Raw genomic sequence first — 17,140 nt, 5'->3', positions numbered from 1 at the left:
TCGCGTCAGGCGGCGGCGATGAGCTGATCGGCCTTCCGCCGCGCCCAGTCCTCCGCCGCTGCGAGCGACTCCACGGTCAGCGCATCCGGCGCGTCGTGCGCGTCCACGACGCGCTGGACGGTGTCGACGATGCCGAGGAACGGCAGGCGTCCCTCGTGGAACGCGTCCACGGCCTGCTCGTTGGCGGCGTTGTAGACCGCGGGGAACGTGCCTCCGACACGTCCGACCGCCTTCGCGAGCGCCACCGCGGGGAAGGCGGCGTCGTCGAGCGGCTCGAACGTCCACGACGTGGCGGTGGTCCAGTCCAACGGCCGACCGACCCCACCCACCCGGTGCGGCCAGTCCAGGCCCAGCGAGATCGGCAGCCGCATGTCCGGCGGAGAGGCCTGGGCGATGGTGGATCCGTCGATGAACTCCACCATGGAGTGCACGACCGACTGCGGGTGCACGACGACGTCGATGTCGTCGTAGGGCACGTCGAACAGCAGGTGCGCCTCGATGACCTCGAGGCCCTTGTTGACCAGCGTGGCGGAGTTCGTGGTGACCGTGCGTCCCATGTTCCACGTCGGGTGCGCGAGCGCATCCTGCGGCGTGACGGCGGTGAGCTCGTCGCGCGACTTCCCGCGGAAGGGCCCGCCTGAGGCCGTGACCACCAGCCGACGGATCTCGTCGTGTGTGCCGGAGCGCAGGGCCTGCGCGAGAGCGGAGTGCTCGGAGTCCACCGGCACGATCTGGCCGGGGGCTGCTGCGGCCAGCACGAGATCGCCGCCGACGATCAGCGACTCCTTGTTCGCCAGGGCGAGCGTCCGCCCCTCCTCCAGCGCAGCCAGCGTCGAGCCCAGACCGATCGAGCCGGTGATGGCGTTCAGCACCACATCGGCTTCGACGTCGCGGACCAGCTGCTCCGCCTCCGCCGCGCCGAGAGCGGTGTGCTCCACCTGGAACTGCGCCGCCTGTTCGGACACCATCGCGGCGTTCGACCCCGCGGCGAGACCGACGAGCTCGAAGCGTCGAGGGTTGGCGCGGATCACATCCAGCGCCTGGGTGCCGATGGAACCGGTGGAGCCGAGGATGATGACGCGACGCATGACGCCAGCCTAGGACACGTGTCTGCGCCGTCCGAGACGGCGGCTACTGCTGCGGCTGGACCGGAGTCGTCGCGAGGATGTCGACGACGAACACGAGGCTCTCGTCCTGCAGCTCGTGGCCCTCGCTCGCGCCGTAGCCGTCGGACGGCGGCATGACGACGAGAACCTGCGAACCGACCTTCTGCCCCTCGAGCGCCTTCTGGAAGCCGGCGACGACCCCCGTGGTCTGGAACTGCGCCGGGGCGGCGTCACGGCTCCAGCTGGAGTCGAACTCCTCGCCGTCGGACCACTTCACGCCGAGGTACTGGACGACCACGAGGTCGCCGGACGCGACCGTCGCACCGTCGCCCTGCTTGAGGACGGAGACCTTCGTCTCGGCCGGCGCGTCGCCGTCCGGGATCGTGACGGTCGGCTTGCCGTCGTCGTCGAGCTCGACCTCGGGCATGCCGGCGGTCGGCTCGACCGGCTCACCCGTCGCGACCTCGGGGAGTCGGTCGACGGCCTCCGCGTAGACGACGATGTTGCTCTGGCCCTCACCGAGCGCGCTGCCGGGGATCGCGAGGACGACGCGGGATCCGACCGGCTCGCACTCCAGCGCGGCGACGAACAGCGACGACTGGTTCGGGTCGAGGAGCACGGGGAGCGTGCCGTCCTCGCCACGCGCCGAGGAGTCGACCACGTCGCCGCTGGCGGCATCGACGATCTGGTACTGGACGGAGACGAGGTCGTTCGCCGCGAGGTCGTCCCCGTCGCCCTCGGACACGACGGTCCGCTCGACGTTCGCGAACTCCGCATCGGCGGGAACCGTGATCTTGGCGTCGAGGCCTTCGCCGTCGACCTCGATGGCGTCCGAGGTGTCGCCGGCCTTCGCGTTCACGAGGCACTGGCTCGACCCGGAGGCGTCCGGAGAGGAGGTGCTCTGCGGATCGCCGTTCCCGGAGCAGCCCGCCAGCAGCAGGGTCGCCGCAGCGACGGTGGACAGGACGAGCAGCGGACGGGTGCGCACAGGAAGACCTCACGATCGCGGGCGGGAGCTTCCATCCTGCCTCATCGCCCTTTGCTCGCGCTGGGAAGCGGCGGCGCGAGTCTTCATTCCCACGTCGGCATGGATCCGGGAGTAGCCTGCTCTGATGAGCTCTGAGCAGTCCGTGGACCCCGAAACCCCCTCAGAGGACTCCCCGAAGCCCCGGCACGCCGGCTTCACCTACGCCCTGGGCCGCAGCCTCATCGCCCCGCTCGCCCGGCTCGTCTACCGGCCGCACATCGAAGGACGCGAACACGTCCCCACCACCGGCCCGGTGATCTTCGCCAGCAACCACCTGTCGTTCATCGACTCCATCGCCATCCCCGTGGCGGCCCCGCGTCCCGTGCATTTCCTCGCCAAGTCGAGCTACTTCGAGGGCACCGGCCTGAAGGGCTGGGCCTCCAAGACGTTCTTCGAGTCGATCGGTGCGATCCCGGTCCGCCGCGGCGCCGGCCAGGCGGCTCTCGACGCCCTCGACCTGCAGCGTCAGCTCCTCGACGAGGGCCTCGCCGTCGCGCTGTACCCCGAGGGCACCCGCTCCACCGACGGCCGGCTGTACAAGGGCCGCACGGGCGTGGCGTTCCTCGCCCTGCAGACAGGCGCCCCTGTCGTTCCTGTGGGACTCATCGGCACCGACAAGGTCATGCCGGTAGGAGCCACGATGCCCACGCTCTCCGAGCGGATCACCGTACGCTTCGGGGAGCCCCTAGATCTGTCCCCGCACGGACCGGCCACGAGCGGCCGCGCACGCCGACTCGCGACCGACGAGATCATGGCCGCGATCCACGCCCTCTCCGGACAGGAGCTCGCGGGCACCTACAACGAGGCGCCCGCACAGAACACGATCGAGAAGATCAAGCAGGCGCTCCCGCACGAGCGCCGCTGAACGGTTCGCTCAGCCGGCGGCCGTCACCGTCGCCTCGTGCCGGACGGGGAAGTTGACCGAGTTGGCGATGAAGCACCACTCGTTCGCCTGGGCGTGCGCCTGCTCGGCCGCCTCGATCATCGACGCCTCGGCGACGACGACCTCCGGCCGCAGCAGCACCTCGGCGAAGGACCCGCCGCCGGCGCCGTTCTCGCGCATCACGCCGCTCGCCGTGTCGCGGTAGGAAACGACCACGACGCCGGCCGTCACGCACGCATGCAGATAGGACAGCAGGTGGCACTCGGAGAGGGAAGCCAGCAGGAGGTCCTCTGGGTTCCAGCGCGACGGATCGCCACGGAAGGGCTTATCGGACGACGCGAGCAGGTCCGGCTTCCCCTCGACCTCGATCGTGACATCACGGCGGTAGTCGCGATAGCCGCTCGTGCCGGTTCCGGTGTTGCCCGTCCAGGTGGAGGTGAGGGCGTACCGGTGCTCGCCGAGGGGCCGCGGAGTCGTCTGCTCTGGCATGATCCCAGTCTGTCAGGCGGCGCCGACACCCGGGCTCTGTCCTCGACGGAGGCGAGCCGCACCCGCCGGTAGAGTTGTCGGGTGCTGGAGACTCTCACCGTTCAGGATTCCGTCGAACTCGCCGTCGTGGAGCGGAGCGGCTTCATCGAGTCGCGTCACGCCGGGGCGGCCGTGGTGCTCTCCCCCGAGGGCGAGGTGGTCGCGCGGCACGGCAACACGGAGGCGCTGATCCTCCCGCGTTCCAGCCTCAAGCCGGTGCAGGCGGTCGCCTGTCTCACGGCGGGCGCCGTGCTCGAGGGCGAGCAGTTGGCTCTGTCCACAGCCAGCCATTCCGGAACCGACCGGCACGCCGAGGTCGTGCGCGAGATGCTCACCGCCGGCGGCCTCAACGAGGACGACCTCGCGTGTCCCCCGGCGTGGCCGAGCGACTCCGCGACCCGCGACGAGATGGTGCGCGAGCACGGCCAGGAGGCGCGCGTCCGGATGAACTGCTCCGGCAAGCACGCCGCCATGCTCCGCGCCTGCATCGCGACCGGTTGGCCGACCGACGGCTATCTCGACCCCGCGCACCCGCTCCAGGCCCACATCCGCGACGTCGTCGAGCGGCTGACCGGCGAGAAGATGGCCCACACCGCGATCGACGGCTGCGGCGCCCCGGTGTACGCTCTCACCCTCACGGGCCTGGCCCGCGCGATCCATCGCATCGGAACCGCTTCCGAGCGCTCCCCCTTCGCCCTGCACCGCGTGGCCGGTTCGCTGGTGAAGGCGGTCCGTGAGAACCCCTGGACCATCGACGGCCCCGGGCGCCCCGACACCATCGCGATCGAACGCCTCGGCGTCTTCGCCAAGGGCGGCGCGGAGGGCGTCATGGTGATGGTGGCTCCGAACGGGACGACGGTCGCGCTCAAGATGCTGGACGGCGGCGCTCGCGCGTCGACCATCGTCGCCGCGACTCTGCTGGCTCGCGCGGGCGGGCTCCGTGACGCTGAGGTGGCTGCCTTGAGTGATGCCCTGCCGCTCACGGTGCACGGAGGCGGAGCGAGCGTCGGCACCATCCGTCCGGGCGCAGGGATCTGACCAGACCGCCTCGAACGCTGCTGCGGCCGACGGAGGGGTCACCGACGCCCCAGCGCCGGAAGGACAACCCGTCGTGGCGGGCGGTCCCCGATCACGGACCAGGCGCGCCCGGCGTCCGGCCGCGCGTAGGGCGGCAGAGCTCGGACGCCGACGAGCTGACGGAGCTCGCTCGGCCGCTCGGCGCGGATGAGCACTTCCCCGCGCGAGCGCACCTGCTGCCATAAGGCCACGTGACGCTGCCAGGTCTCCGCATCCGCCACCAGCACGAGTGGCTTCCCTGTCCCGCATACCTCCGGACCCACCCCACGCACGTCCCACTCCGGGTGTGCCGTCTTCAGCGCAGCGACGACGGCCGGCGCGCCGGGGGTGACCAACGCTGCCATCTCCGTCTGCGGCACCCACGCGGCGGTGCTTCGCCCCGGCACGCCGCTGCGGCGGAGCGCGCCGGAGGCCTCCACCCAGGCGAACTGCATCTCTCGATCGCCGAGCATGGCCCGCCCCGCCGGACGGTCGCGCCGGAAGTGCGCCACCTCACCGCCCGCCGCGATATGCTCCACGCGTGTCGGCATCCGCAGGAGAGCGCGCCGCGGAAGCGCCTCCAGCACCCGTGCCAGCGGACCCGTCATCCGGCCTGCCGTGAGCACCCAGGTGGTGCCGGTCGCTGAGCGCACCAGCTGCTCCCAACGCTGGACGAACTCGTGGCCGACCTCGAGCGGGAGGACCGCGTGGAGCTGGTCGAGATCGTCGGCGAGTAGGAGGTCGGGTGGTGCCACCTCGCCCTCGGCCCACGCGGCGAGCAGGTCCACCGCCGCCTCGGGGTCGTCGGGGAACCATGTGCTGTCCGGATGCTGCGCCGCGATCACCCGCAAGACCGTCGTCCTTCCCGTTCCCGGGGCGCCCAGGACGACCAGGCCACGTTCACGGCCAGGGCGCAGGAGTTCGAGCGGCTGCTTCTGGTGCTCGGGGTCGTCGGCACGCCCGAGCACGACTCGGGAGTCGGCGCCGGACAGCCCCGCGGACCCTGCGTGCTCGATCAGCGTGGGGAGCGGCAGGCGTACCGGGAGAGCAGGCTGCCAGGGCGGTGGGCATGCCTGCGCTCCGGCCCATCGCTTCCCGATGCCTCGGATGACGTCGTCGTCGGTGAGGGCGATGCGCACTGCCAGCGGCGCGTCGTCCTGCGGACGTCGTAGCAGCGCGCGACCTCGGCCGTCCGGTCCGCCGGGAAGCTCGGCCGCGCCGGAGGTGCCGAGCATGGCCCTGCTGTCGGCGGCTTCGGCGACGCGCAGACTCAACCGCAGCGGACAGTTCGTGGCGAGGGCATCGCGGATGACCCCGGCGGCACGCTGAGTGCCGAGGACCAGGTGCATCCCCAGGGCTCTGCCCCGCGCCGCGACGTCGGTGAACACCGCGGCCAGCTCCGCATGCTCCTGCAGCAGCGCGGCGAACTCGTCGACGACGATCAGGAGCCGCGGAAGATCGGTCTCCTGCACGTCGCGCGCCCGCGCCGCAGCGAGCGCGCTCTCGCGGCGACGCATCTCCGCGGCTAGGCTCGCGACGCCACGCCGTGCCTCCGTCTCGTCGAGGTCCGTGAGAACGCCGACGACCTGCGGCAGGTCCCGCAGGCGCTCGAAGGCGGTTCCCCCTTTGAAATCCGCAAGGAGGAAGTTCACCCGGTCCGGGCCGCACCCGGCGCAGATAGCCGCGACCCAGGTGACGAGGAGTTCACTCTTCCCCGTGCCCGTCATCCCCGTGACGATCGCGTGCGGACCGTCGTCGACGATGTCGGCGGTCATCGGCTCACCGTGCGCTCCGCGACCGAGGGCGACGAGGAGACCCGTGCCCATCGGCGGTTGCGGCAGCTCTCGCAGCACCACCACTGACGCCTCCGCCCGAGCCGCGTCCGCCTGCCCGCCGCACAGCTCCGCGACCGCCTCCGCCTGCGCGGACGACAGGAACTCGACGTCGAGCTCGACGACGCCGTCCGGGGTGCGCAGCACCGCCGCACCGGGTTCCTCGATGTCGAGCACGGTCGTGATCCCCTCCGGCACGTCGCTGCCGGCCGGCAGGACCCAGATCACCGCGTCAGCACTCGGCTCCGAGGATGCTTCGGCAGCGAGAGCGAGGCGGAACCCACCGCGTCGCGCCCGCTGCACGTGCGGAAACGCCGCCGCGGCCGGCTCGCCCACGTCGGGGCCGACGACGAGAGAGAGCACACTTGGCGAGAAGCGCAGGCAGAGCTGGACGACGAAGCCGCGTGCCGCGGCCTGTACGAGAGGAATGGGCCCGCGAAGACACACCCCTCGTCCGAGGGGGACGACCTGAGGCACGTCATCCAGCACGCCGCATCGACGGCGGAAGTCGTCGGCGCGTTCGTCGTCTCCGCCCTCGCAGCGCACGGTGCTGACCCGGGACCCGCGTCCCACGACGAGCGAGGTGTCTTCGCCCGGCGGCCGCGCATCGCGCAGCGGGCGATCCCGCACACAGGAGGCGGCGTCCGGATGGCGTCGTTCCTCCTGCGCCCGCTCGCGTGCGTGGCGACGGTGCAGTTCCGCCTCGAGCTCGCTCCAAGCGGCGCTCACCCGGTCGGCATCGAGCCGTCGCTCCCGCCGTCGGCCGCGGGCCGAGTCGACGAGAGAGGCTCCCAGCATCAGCGGCCCCAGCGCTGCGAACCACAGTGCATGCACGGCGCCGGTCGTGCCCCAGAGAGCCAGGCCCACGCCCACCGGGACGATGGCGGCGACGAGGGGGAGCGCGCGGCGCCGGGCGGGCGGTATCGCGGACGGGAGGAGCAGAGGCGAGGAGTCCATGACTCCAGTGGAGCTCATCCTCCGGGCGGCTACGGCCCTTCCACAGGGTGCGGAGCGCTACTCCCCCGACTCCGCTGATGGGGAGGAGGAGTCGTCGGGGTCGTCGACCTGCAGGACGATCACCGTGACGTTGTCACGGCCGCCGTTGTCGAGTGCCGCGGCGAGCATCGCATCGACGCTCTCGGCCGGGTCGGCGTGGGCCCGGAGGAAGTGCTGGATGCCATAGTCCGTGAGCTCTTTCGTGAGACCGTCGGAGCAGATGACGAACCGGTCTCCCGGGCGCACGTCGATGGTGATGTAGTCCGGCGCCGTGAGCTCACTCGCGCCCACTGCACGGGTGATCACATTGCTGTAGGGGTGTCCCTCGGCCTCTTCCGGGCTGAGCTTGCCGGCGGCGATGAGCTCCTGCACGACGGAGTGATCGGTCGTGACCTGCAGGAGCCGATCGTCGCGCAGGAGATAGACGCGGGAATCGCCGATGTTCAGCGCCACCCAGTGAGGTTCGCCGTCGTGCTCTTCCAGGTACACACCGGTGAGCGTGGTGCCCGTGCCCTCATCGGTGGTGTCGGGGTGCCCGGCGATGTCGTCCACGGCGAGAGCGAGCGCCTTCTCGATCGAGGACGGAGAGACCTCGTCGGCGTCCACCACCGCGCGCAGTCGGGTGACCGTGCTCTGGCTGGCGATCTCGCCACCGGCGTGGCCGCCCATGCCGTCCGCGACGATGAACAGCGGGTACTCGGCGAGCAGAGCATCCTGATTGGTCTCTCGGCGCCGCCCCTGGTCGGTCACCCCGGCCCAGGACAGCAGCAACGGACGATGCGCAACCGTGACGGTGTGCGTCTTGGTCTCAGCCACGAACTGCCTCCGATGGACCTGCGGCGAATGGGGCGGGCGCAGGATACTCACACATCGTAATGGAACTCGCTCTCCTGGTCCGCACCGGGGTCGCGGTGATCGGGGCGCGGAGCGAAGGGCGGAGCGTGAACGACCCTCCGGTGCGACGAGTTCATGCCTCCACGTTAGCGGCATGCCGGGACGCGCCGGGACCACGGACGCGAAGAACCCCCGGTCCGGAGACCGGGGGTTCTTCTTCTGTCGTCACGCAGGCGGCTGCGTGGGGTCGTTCGGCGTGGTCGGCGGAGCCGGAGGAGCCGCGGGCGGAGCCGCGGGCGGAGCCGGAGGCGTCGTGGGCGGAGCTGCGGGAGGTGCCGGAGGAGTGGTCGGCGGCACCGGAGGGACCGGCGCGCCCGTCGCCGGGGCGGCAGGAGCAGCCGGCGGCGCATAGCCGGGCGCAGCGGGCGGCGTGAACGCCTGTGTGGGCGGTGCATACCCCTGCGGCGGAGTGCCGTACCCCTGCGGAGCGCCGTAGCCCTGCTGCGGCGCGACCGCTGCCGGCTGGACGGGAACCCCGTCCCAGACCGTGCGGTCGCCGAGGAAAGCGTTGCCCGCCCAGGAAGCCGGCTGGATGTTGGGGTTCCAGCGCGACTTGTCGAAGGCGTTGATGCCGAGCCACACGATGGAGAGGAAGACGTAGAGGACCACCCAGACGGCGTCCTTCTGGAGCTTGAGGCCCACGCGCCACGCCGCGATGACCGAGAGCACCCCGAGGGCGAGCGAGAAGAGGAAGCCGATGCCGATCCAGCTCAGCAGGGCGGCACCCGCGATGCCGTAGAGGACGAGCCACGGGCTCAGATCGCCGAGCTTGAAGAAGATCATGGAGTTGTAGACCGGCACCCAGGCGCGCCAGTTCCCCTGCACCCCGGCCTTCTGGAAGATCTTCATGTAGAAGAGCGACACCAGGACGTATCCGGCGACCGCGATCGGCAGAATGACGAAGAAGTAGGCGAAGAGCAGGCCGAGATAGCCCGCTCCGTAGTCGTCGTAACCCATGAGGCTCACATTCTCTGGTCAGGGGAGACGGCTTTCGTCCCCCACCACGAGACTCCCCGCCTCGCATTGGACATGGTAGCGGTGCACCCAGGGGGCGGCAACGACCGCCGGAGGCGATTCGCCGGGCTCGAGTGACCGTCAGTCGGCGACGACCAGCTCGACCTCGCCGCCCACCGCACCGTTCCGGAGCACGAAGTCATGCGCCTGGGCCCACCGCTGCAGGGCGCGGAGCGAGCCCAGCCGCGGACGATCCTCCGCCAGCGCGCGCACGAGCAGCCCCTTGCTCTTCTTGTTGAAGTGGTTCAGGGCTCTCCCTTGCGCCGTGACGACCCGCACATACGCCGACGACACCGCGTCAGGCACGGGACCGAGCGCCGCGTACGCCTCGCTGCGCAGATCGAGGACGAACGCGGGGGCGTCGGCCGCGATCGCCGCCGTCGTCGGCTCGGCCCAGTGACGGCGGAGCGGCGCCATCCCGGGCAACGCCGTGCCGGCCGCGAGGCGATACGTCGGAATCGCGTCCAGAGCGGCGACGGGGCCGAACGGGGCGCTGTGGATCCACACATGGGCATCCAGCCAACGGCGGGAGGCAGCCGACAGCGACGCCGCGTCGAGGGCGTCGAACAGCACCCCGGTGTAGCGGTCCACCGCGGGCATCGTGGCCGAGGTCCGCAGGGCCCGGTTGTGCGCGACGTCTCCCCGCTGCCGCTCGCTGAGCTTGAGCACCCGCCGGGCGGCGTCCTCGTCGTCCGCGAGAGCGACGAGGGCATCGATCACGGCATCCCGTTGCGGAGCGAGATCGGGAAGCGCGAGCACCGACACGTCCAGGGGGCCGCCGTCACCGCCCTCGCGCTTGGTCTCGGACGGCGGGAGCAGGATCTTCATGGGACCTCGGGGAAAAGAGACGCGTCCGCCTCGGCACCCGGGCGGGTGTCGAGGCGGACGCGATGTACAGGACTGTCAGGAGATGAGTGCCGCGTTGCCGGCCACGATCGTCAGGACGTCGCCCTCCATCGAGAGGAATCCGTCCTGCGCGTTCGCCAGCACCTTGGCGCCATCCGTCTGGGTGATCCGGACCTGGCCCTCGGCGAGGATGGCCAGCACCGGCTCGTGACCGGACATGAAGCCGATCTCGCCCTCGACGGTCTTGGCGACCACGAGGCTCGCCTCTCCCGTCCAGACCTCCGCGTCGGCGGAGACGAGGCTGACATGCAGCGCCATGGTCAGGCGTTCTCCTTCTGGATCTGCGCCCAGCGCTCCTCCACGTCGGAGATGCCACCGACGTTGAAGAAGGCCTGCTCGGCGACGTGGTCGAAGTCACCGCGGGTGATCGCATCGAACGACTCGATGGTCTCCTTCAGCGGCACGGTCGAACCCTCGACGCCCGTGAACTTCTTCGCCATGTAAGTGTTCTGCGAGAGGAACTGCTGGATGCGGCGTGCACGCGACACGACGATCTTGTCTTCCTCGGAGAGCTCGTCGACACCGAGGATGGCGATGATCTCCTGCAGCTCCTTGTTCTTCTGGAGGATCTGCTTGACCGTGGTGGCCACGCGGTAGTGGTCCTCGCCCAAGTAGCGGGGATCCATGATGCGCGACGTCGAGGTCAGCGGGTCGATGGCCGGGTACAGACCCTTCGACGCGATCTCACGCGAGAGCTCGGTCGTCGCGTCGAGGTGCGCGAAGGTGGTGGCCGGAGCCGGGTCGGTGTAGTCATCGGCCGGCACGTAGATCGCCTGCAGCGAGGTGATCGAGTGACCACGCGTCGAGGTGATGCGCTCCTGGAGGAGGCCCATCTCGTCGGCGAGGTTCGGCTGGTAGCCCACGGCGGAAGGCATGCGGCCCAGCAGCGTGGAGACCTCGGAACCGGCCTGCGTGAAGCGGAAGATGTTGTCGATGAAGAGCAGCACGTCCTGCTTCTGCACGTCACGGAAGTACTCCGCCATCGTCAGAGCCGACAGGGCGACGCGCAGACGCGTCCCCGGCGGCTCGTCCATCTGACCGAAGACGAGGGCGGTCTTGTCGAAGACGCCCGCCTCCTCCATCTCGTGGATGAGGTCGTTGCCCTCACGGGTGCGCTCACCGACACCGGCGAACACCGACACACCACCGTGGTCCTGCGCGACGCGCTGGATCATCTCCTGGATGAGGACGGTCTTGCCGACACCGGCACCACCGAAGAGACCGATCTTTCCACCCTGCACGTACGGGGTGAGGAGGTCGATCGATTTGATGCCCGTCTCGAACATCGTGGTCTTCGACTCGAGCTGGTCGAAGTTCGGGGCCTTGCGGTGGATGGGCCAGCGCTCCGTGACCTCGATGGTCTCACCGGGCTCGCCGTTGAGGACCTCGCCGATCACGTTGAAGACCTTGCCCTTGGTGATGTCACCGACGGGGACCGAGATGGCCTCACCGGTGTCACGCACCTCCTGACCGCGGACGATGCCGTCGGTCGGCTTCAGGGCGATGGCGCGGACCAGGTCGTCGCCGAGGTGCTGCGCGACCTCGAGCGTGATCTCGGTGGACTCCTCGCCGATCGTGATCGTCGTCTTCAGCGCGTTGTAGATGTCGGGGATCGAGTCGTGCGGGAACTCGATGTCGACAACCGGACCGTTGACGCGGGCGACGCGCCCGACGACCGCGGTCGCCGGCTGCTCAGCCGTGGCGGTGGTGGTCATTTCTTCGTCTCTTTCCTGAGGGTCTGTCAGCTCGATGCGAGAGCGTCGGCGCCACCGACGATCTCGGCGATCTGCTGGGTGATCTCGGCCTGACGCGCGTTGTTGCGCAGGCGGGTGTAGTCGGTGATGAGCTTGTCGGCGTTGTCGCTGGCCGACTTCATCGCCTTCTGCGTCGCGGCCTGCTTGGCGGCGGACGACTGCAGGAGGGCGTTGAAGACGCGGCTCTGGATGTACACCGGCAGGATCGCGTCGAGCACCGTCTCGGCGTCGGGCTCGAACTCGTACAGCGGGTAGACGGTGCTGCCCGCCTCCGAGTCGTCGGCCTCCGCGATCTCCAGCGGCAGCAGGCGCACGGACTCCGGCGACTGCGTCATCATGCTGACGAAGCGGTTGTACACGAGGTGGATCTCGTCGACGCCGCCGTCCTCTCCCCCACGGTTGAAGGCCTCGAGAAGCGTCTGCGAGATCTCCTCCGCCGTGTGGAACGAGGGGGTGTCGGTGTCGCCGGTCCACTCTGCAGCGGCCTCGATACGACGGAACTGGAAGTACCCGACGGCCTTGCGGCCCACGAGGTAGAACACCGGCTCCTTGCCCTGCTCGCGCAGGAGCTCCGCCACCTCGAGACCCTCACGGAGGATCTGCGAGTTGAAGGCTCCGGCGAGACCGCGGTCCGACGAGAAGATCACGACCGCGGAACGGCGGATCGTCTCGGGCTCGCGGGTGAGCGGGTGGTCGACGTTCGAGTGCGTCGCGACGGCGGACACGGCCCTCGTCACGGCTCGCGCGAAGGGGGTGGACGCCTTGACGCGTGCCATCGCCTTCTGGATGCGCGAAGCCGCGATGAGTTCCATCGCCTTCGTGATCTTCTTGGTCGTCTGAGCAGAAGAGATCTTCTGCTTGTAGACCCTGAGTTGAGCGCCCATGAATCAGTACCTCACGCGATTACGCGCGACGACCCTTGACGATCTTCTCCTGGTTGACGTCCTCGGCCTCGGCCGCAGCGTGCTCCTCGTGACCAGGGGCGCCGATGGCGTGGCCCTTGCCGCCCTGGAACTCCAGGAGGAAGTTGTCGGTCTGCTTGTCGAGCTCGGCGACGGTCGCGTCGTCCAGCACGTTCGTCTCCCGCAGCGTGTCGAGCACCTTGGTGTTGCGACGCAGGTAGTCGAGCAGCTCGCGCTCGAAGCGCAGCACGTCCTCGACCTCGATCGAGTCGAGCTTGCCGTTGGTGCCGGCCCAGATCGAGACGACCTGCTCCTCCACCGGGTACGGCGAGTACTGCGGCTGCTTGAGCAGCTCGGTCAGACGGGCACCGCGCGAGAGCTGACGGCGCGACGCGGCGTCGAGGTCCGACGCGAACATCGCGAACGCCTCGAGCGAGCGGTACTGCGCCAGCTCCAGCTTCAACGTTCCGGAGACCTTCTTGATCGACTTCACCTGGGCGTCACCGCCGACACGCGACACCGAGATGCCCACGTCGACCGCAGGACGCTGGTTGGCGTTGAAGAGGTCGGACTGCAGGAAGATCTGGCCGTCGGTGATCGAGATCACGTTGGTCGGGATGTATGCCGAGACGTCGTTCGCCTTGGTCTCGATGATGGGGAGACCCGTCATCGAGCCGGCGCCGAGCTCGTCGGACAGCTTCGCGCACCGCTCGAGCAGACGCGAGTGCAGGTAGAAGACGTCACCCGGGTAGGCCTCGCGGCCCGGCGGGCGGCGGAGCAGCAGTGAGACGGCACGGTAGGCCTCGGCCTGCTTCGACAGGTCGTCGAAGATGATCAGGACGTGCTTGCCGCCGTACATCCAGTGCTGGCCGATCGCCGATCCGGTGTACGGAGCGAGGTACTTGAAGCCGGCGGGGTCGGACGCCGGAGCCGCCACGATGGTGGTGTACTCCAGAGCGCCGGCCTCCTCGAGCGCGCCCTTCACCGAAGCGATGGTCGAGCCCTTCTGACCGATGGCGACGTAGATGCAGCGGACCTGCTTGTTGACGTCGCCGGACTCCCAGTTGGCCTTCTGGTTGATGATCGTGTCGATCGCGATGGCCGTCTTGCCGGTCTGGCGGTCGCCGATGATGAGCTGGCGCTGGCCGCGACCGACCGGGATCATCGCGTCGATGGCCTTGATGCCGGTCTGCATGGGCTCGTGGACCGACTTGCGCTGCATGACGCCGGGGGCCTGGAGCTCGAGCTCGCGGACACCCTCGGTCGCGATCGCGCCGAGGCCGTCGATCGGGTTGCCGAGCGGGTCGACCACGCGGCCGAGGTAGCCGTCACCGACCGGGACGGAGAGGACCTCACCCGTGCGGGTGACTTCCTGACCGGCCTCGATGCCGGTGAAGTCGCCGAGGACGACGACGCCGATCTCGTGCTCGTCGAGGTTCAGCGCGAGACCCTTGGTGCCGTCGGCGAAGGTCACGAGCTCGTTCGCCATGACGCCGGGAAGTCCCTCGACGTGAGCGATGCCGTCGGCGGCGTCGATGACGGTGCCGACCTCGGTCGCCGCGGCCCCGGTGGGCTCGTACGCGGCGGCGAAATCCTTCAGCGCGTCACGGATGACGTCGGGGCTGATCGATAGTTCTGCCATTGTCTTCCCTTTGTATCTGGGTGCGCGGTTCCCCGCGCGAAGTCGTGTTAGCCCGCGAGCTTCTGGCGAAGGTCGGCGAGTCGTGCGGAGATGCTGCCGTCGATGACGTCATCGGCGATCTGCACACGCAGGCCTCCGACGACGCTGGGGTCGATGACGACGTTGAGGGACACCTGGCCGCCGTATCGCTGCGAGAGCGTCTGGCCGAGTCGCGTGCGCTGGGCGTCGCTGAGCTCGGTCGCCGTGTGCACCGTGGCCACGAGGCGGCCGCGCTGGCTCGAGACGATGCGCATCGCCCGGCTCAGCAGCTGCCGCACCCGGCGCTCGCGCGGCTGACGCACGAGGGACGTGACGATGAGGGCCGTCGGAGCGCTGGCAGAGGCATCGCCGAGGAGGCGCTCGACCAGGGCGGCCTTCGCGTCCTCTCCCCCGAGCCGGCTGCCGAGAGCGAGCTCGAGCTCCGGGTTCGCCGCGATCACCCGCGAGAAGCCGAAGAGCTCTCCCTCGATGTCCGCGCCGGGCTCGGCGACGGTCGCCGCCCGGATCGCGAGCTCCTCGAGACCGTCGATCAGCTCCGACGCGTTCGACCAGCGTTCGGCGACCGCGGTGCGCAGGACGTCCTGCGCAGCGGAGCCGTACTGCCCGAACACCGCGGACACGACGTTCTGCCGGGCCGAGGTCGGAGCCGAGGGGTCAGCCAGCGCGCCGCTCAGCTGAGACGATTCGCCCACGGCCCGCGCGGCCGCGAACAGCTCGCGCGCGGTCTCGAGGGTGACGTCCTTCGCTGCGGCAAGCGTCTGAGTGGATGCCGCGAGTGCCTGAGCGGTCGCGCTGCCCATTACTGAGCCGCCTTCTCGGATGCTTCGAGATCGGCGAGGAAGCGGTCGACCACGGCGGCCGCGCGAGCGTCGTCGGAGAGCGTCTCGCCGACCACGCCGCCGGCGAGGTCGAGAGCGAGCGAGCCGACCTCGCTGCGCAGGGAGACGAGAGCCGTCTGGCGCTCGGCCTCGATCTGCGTGTGCGCGGTGGCGGTCAGACGCGCGGCCTCGCTGGCTGCGGTCTCCTTCGCCTCGGCGATGATCTTCTTGCCGTCCTCACGGGCGGCCTCACGGATCTCACCGGCCTCGGTGCGTGCCTCGGCGAGCTGCCGGGTGTACTCCTCGAGAGCCGCTTCCGCCTGCTTCTGCGCCTCATCGGCCTTGGCGATGTTGCCCTCGATGGCGGCGGACCGCTCGTCGAGCATCTTCGTGAGACGGGGAAGGGCGACCTTCCACACGACGGCGAGGATGATGAGGAACCAGAAGCCCGACCAGATGATGTCGTACCACGCGGGGATCAGCGGGTTGTTCGCCGCCTCACCCTCTGCCGCGAGGTTCGTGACAAGAGCGTTCAGCATCCTGTCTCCTTCAGAAGTCGGTGGGGATTACGGGAAGGGGATGAATCCGACGGCGATGCCGACGAACGCAAGCGCCTCGGTGAAGGCGATACCGATCCACATGAGGACCTGCAGGCGACCGGCCAGCTCGGGCTGACGGGCGACGCCCTCGATGGTCTTGCCGACCACGATGCCCACACCGATGGCCGGGCCGATGGCCGCGAGGCCGTAGCCGACCGCCGCGAGGTGGCCGTTGATTTCAGCGAGAACCGTAGTTGCGTCCACGGGTTTTTCCTTTCGTTGGGTGGGTGGGCTGTTGCCCACCCGCTCAGTGCTCTTCTGCGACCGCGAGCTGGATGTAGACCGCGGTGAGGACGGTGAAGACGTAGGCCTGCAGGACGGCGACCAGGATCTCGAAGAGAGTGAAGGCGCCGCCGAAGGCGAGGGTTCCGATACCGAGGGCAGCCCAGCCGCCGCCCGCGGTGAAGAAGAAGAACTGGGTCGCTGCGAAGCAGAGGACCAGGATCATGTGGCCGACGACGAGGTTCATCAGCAGTCGCAGGGTGAGGGTCACCGGGCGGATGATGAACGTCGAGATGAGCTCGATCGGCGTGACGATGAAGTAGACCGGCCACGGCACGCCCGACGGGAAGAGCGCGTTCTTGAAGAAGTTCTTCGGGCTCTTCTTGATGCCGGCGTAGATGAACGTGACGTAGCTGACCACGGCGAGCGTGAGCGGAACCGCGATGATCGCCGTTCCCGGCATGTTCAGGAACGGGATGATGCCCGTGATGTTCATGAACAGCACCATGAAGAAGATCGTGGTGAGGATCGGCAGGAAGCGATCGCCGTCCTTGCGGCCCAGCAGGTCGTGAGCGATGCCGCCGCGGACGAAGCCGAGGCCCATCTCGACGAGGCTCTGGAACCGGCCGGGCACGACCTTCATGCGGCGGGTGCCGAGCCAGAGAATCAGGACGACGGCGATCACCGAGAGCAACTGGATCAGGTGGATCCGGTTGACCGGGATGGGTCCGACGTGGAAGAGGATCTCCGGGAAGAACTCATCGATCGAAGGGCCGTGGAACTCGCCATCCGAGGACGCGAGTCGGGGGGTCAGGGTCGCAGCAAGATTAAACAGCGCGGGCTCCAGCTTCGGGGCACCGGTCAGAACCGGGGCGACGATGGTCGGTGTGCTACACAGCGCAAGCGCTCGCGGGCGAGCGGC

Annotated in this window: 17 protein-coding genes; 2 read left to right on the top strand and 15 right to left on the bottom strand. The window is 69.4% G+C overall.

The features are described 5' to 3' along the window. Positions 1–5: 5 nt before the first annotated feature. Together dxr and WFJ36_RS02685 are read right to left on the bottom strand one after the other, a co-directional pair. Positions 6–1,088, bottom strand: coding sequence for a 1-deoxy-D-xylulose-5-phosphate reductoisomerase (gene dxr, locus WFJ36_RS02690; RefSeq protein ID WP_071328381.1), 1,083 nt, complete (start codon positions 1,086–1,088; stop codon positions 6–8). Positions 1,089–1,131: 43 nt separating this feature from the next. Next, positions 1,132–2,094 carry an FKBP-type peptidyl-prolyl cis-trans isomerase gene (locus WFJ36_RS02685; protein WP_071328380.1) on the bottom strand — a complete coding sequence of 321 codons (963 nt, stop codon included), beginning with the start codon at positions 2,092–2,094 and terminating at the stop codon, positions 1,132–1,134. A gap of 124 nt (positions 2,095–2,218) precedes the next feature. Here WFJ36_RS02685 and WFJ36_RS02680 point away from each other — a divergent pair, with 124 nt between their 5' ends. Continuing rightward, positions 2,219–2,998 carry a lysophospholipid acyltransferase family protein gene (locus WFJ36_RS02680; protein ID WP_071328379.1) on the top strand — a complete coding sequence of 260 codons (780 nt, stop codon included), beginning with the start codon at positions 2,219–2,221 and terminating at the stop codon, positions 2,996–2,998. Positions 2,999–3,007: 9 nt separating this feature from the next. Here WFJ36_RS02680 and WFJ36_RS02675 read toward each other — a convergent pair whose 3' ends face one another. Further along, complete coding sequence (locus tag WFJ36_RS02675) at positions 3,008–3,505, bottom strand: OsmC family protein (RefSeq protein ID WP_336642592.1); 498 nt, start codon at positions 3,503–3,505, stop codon at positions 3,008–3,010. 81 nt (positions 3,506–3,586) lie between these two features. Here WFJ36_RS02675 and WFJ36_RS02670 point away from each other — a divergent pair, with 81 nt between their 5' ends. After that, positions 3,587–4,582: an asparaginase gene (locus tag WFJ36_RS02670; protein ID WP_071328377.1), complete on the top strand. Its 996-nt coding sequence runs from the start codon at positions 3,587–3,589 to the stop codon at positions 4,580–4,582. 38 nt (positions 4,583–4,620) lie between these two features. Here the strand turns inward: WFJ36_RS02670 and WFJ36_RS02665 are convergent, their stop codons facing one another. From WFJ36_RS02665 to atpB, 12 genes are all read right to left on the bottom strand, one after another. Then, positions 4,621–7,389: an FtsK/SpoIIIE domain-containing protein gene (locus WFJ36_RS02665; RefSeq protein ID WP_336642591.1), complete on the bottom strand. Its 2,769-nt coding sequence runs from the start codon at positions 7,387–7,389 to the stop codon at positions 4,621–4,623. A gap of 57 nt (positions 7,390–7,446) precedes the next feature. Beyond that, positions 7,447–8,244 carry a PP2C family protein-serine/threonine phosphatase gene (locus WFJ36_RS02660; RefSeq protein WP_071328375.1) on the bottom strand — a complete coding sequence of 266 codons (798 nt, stop codon included), beginning with the start codon at positions 8,242–8,244 and terminating at the stop codon, positions 7,447–7,449. A 243-nt stretch (positions 8,245–8,487) separates the two neighbouring features. Further along, entirely contained in the window at positions 8,488–9,279 is a 792-nt protein-coding gene (locus tag WFJ36_RS02655; protein ID WP_336642590.1) for a large exoprotein, read from the bottom strand. Positions 9,280–9,417: 138 nt separating this feature from the next. Then, positions 9,418–10,164, bottom strand: a complete 747-nt coding sequence (locus WFJ36_RS02650) for a YaaA family protein (protein ID WP_336642589.1) — start codon at positions 10,162–10,164, stop codon at positions 9,418–9,420. 75 nt (positions 10,165–10,239) lie between these two features. Continuing rightward, positions 10,240–10,500 (bottom strand): F0F1 ATP synthase subunit epsilon, encoded by a 261-nt coding sequence (locus WFJ36_RS02645; protein ID WP_025103153.1) that lies wholly within the window; start codon positions 10,498–10,500, stop codon positions 10,240–10,242. 2 nt (positions 10,501–10,502) lie between these two features. After that, on the bottom strand, positions 10,503–11,957 hold the full coding sequence (gene atpD / locus WFJ36_RS02640) for a F0F1 ATP synthase subunit beta (protein ID WP_025103152.1): 1,455 nt from the start codon (positions 11,955–11,957) through the stop codon (positions 10,503–10,505). A 26-nt stretch (positions 11,958–11,983) separates the two neighbouring features. Continuing rightward, positions 11,984–12,880 carry a F0F1 ATP synthase subunit gamma gene (locus WFJ36_RS02635; RefSeq protein ID WP_025103151.1) on the bottom strand — a complete coding sequence of 299 codons (897 nt, stop codon included), beginning with the start codon at positions 12,878–12,880 and terminating at the stop codon, positions 11,984–11,986. A gap of 19 nt (positions 12,881–12,899) precedes the next feature. Beyond that, positions 12,900–14,540 carry a F0F1 ATP synthase subunit alpha gene (atpA, locus tag WFJ36_RS02630; protein WP_062634989.1) on the bottom strand — a complete coding sequence of 547 codons (1,641 nt, stop codon included), beginning with the start codon at positions 14,538–14,540 and terminating at the stop codon, positions 12,900–12,902. 47 nt (positions 14,541–14,587) lie between these two features. After that, the gene (locus WFJ36_RS02625; RefSeq protein ID WP_071328372.1) at positions 14,588–15,379 is read right to left on the bottom strand and encodes a F0F1 ATP synthase subunit delta; all 792 of its coding nucleotides are present in this window, start codon (positions 15,377–15,379) and stop codon (positions 14,588–14,590) included. Beyond that, positions 15,379–15,936, bottom strand: a complete 558-nt coding sequence (locus WFJ36_RS02620; RefSeq protein ID WP_025103148.1) for a F0F1 ATP synthase subunit B — start codon at positions 15,934–15,936, stop codon at positions 15,379–15,381. Before WFJ36_RS02620 ends, WFJ36_RS02625 begins: the two co-directional genes overlap by 1 nt. A 27-nt stretch (positions 15,937–15,963) precedes the next feature. After that, positions 15,964–16,200 (bottom strand): ATP synthase F0 subunit C, encoded by a 237-nt coding sequence (gene atpE / locus WFJ36_RS02615; protein WP_025103147.1) that lies wholly within the window; start codon positions 16,198–16,200, stop codon positions 15,964–15,966. A 43-nt stretch (positions 16,201–16,243) separates the two neighbouring features. Beyond that, on the bottom strand, positions 16,244–17,032 hold the full coding sequence (atpB, locus tag WFJ36_RS02610; RefSeq protein WP_036292497.1) for a F0F1 ATP synthase subunit A: 789 nt from the start codon (positions 17,030–17,032) through the stop codon (positions 16,244–16,246). Positions 17,033–17,140: the final 108 nt, after the last annotated feature.

Source organism: Microbacterium sp. MMO-113, from assembly GCF_037148555.1.
Lineage (GTDB): Bacteria > Actinomycetota > Actinomycetes > Actinomycetales > Microbacteriaceae > Microbacterium.
This window is presented reverse-complemented; position numbering and strand designations above follow the sequence as displayed.

Coding starts and splice junctions, on each gene's coding strand:
- WFJ36_RS02635 (WP_025103151.1), bottom strand. CDS start 12,880: ATGGGCGCTCAACTCAGGGTCTACAAGCAGAAGATCTCTTCTGCTCAG.
- atpA (WP_062634989.1), bottom strand. CDS start 14,540: ATGGCAGAACTATCGATCAGCCCCGACGTCATCCGTGACGCGCTGAAG.
- WFJ36_RS02665 (WP_336642591.1), bottom strand. CDS start 7,389: ATGGACTCCTCGCCTCTGCTCCTCCCGTCCGCGATACCGCCCGCCCGG.
- WFJ36_RS02680 (WP_071328379.1), top strand. CDS start 2,219: ATGAGCTCTGAGCAGTCCGTGGACCCCGAAACCCCCTCAGAGGACTCC.
- dxr (WP_071328381.1), bottom strand. CDS start 1,088: ATGCGTCGCGTCATCATCCTCGGCTCCACCGGTTCCATCGGCACCCAG.
- atpD (WP_025103152.1), bottom strand. CDS start 11,957: ATGACCACCACCGCCACGGCTGAGCAGCCGGCGACCGCGGTCGTCGGG.
- WFJ36_RS02675 (WP_336642592.1), bottom strand. CDS start 3,505: ATGCCAGAGCAGACGACTCCGCGGCCCCTCGGCGAGCACCGGTACGCC.
- WFJ36_RS02645 (WP_025103153.1), bottom strand. CDS start 10,500: ATGGCGCTGCATGTCAGCCTCGTCTCCGCCGACGCGGAGGTCTGGACG.
- WFJ36_RS02655 (WP_336642590.1), bottom strand. CDS start 9,279: ATGGGTTACGACGACTACGGAGCGGGCTATCTCGGCCTGCTCTTCGCC.
- WFJ36_RS02620 (WP_025103148.1), bottom strand. CDS start 15,936: ATGCTGAACGCTCTTGTCACGAACCTCGCGGCAGAGGGTGAGGCGGCG.
- WFJ36_RS02650 (WP_336642589.1), bottom strand. CDS start 10,164: ATGAAGATCCTGCTCCCGCCGTCCGAGACCAAGCGCGAGGGCGGTGAC.
- WFJ36_RS02625 (WP_071328372.1), bottom strand. CDS start 15,379: ATGGGCAGCGCGACCGCTCAGGCACTCGCGGCATCCACTCAGACGCTT.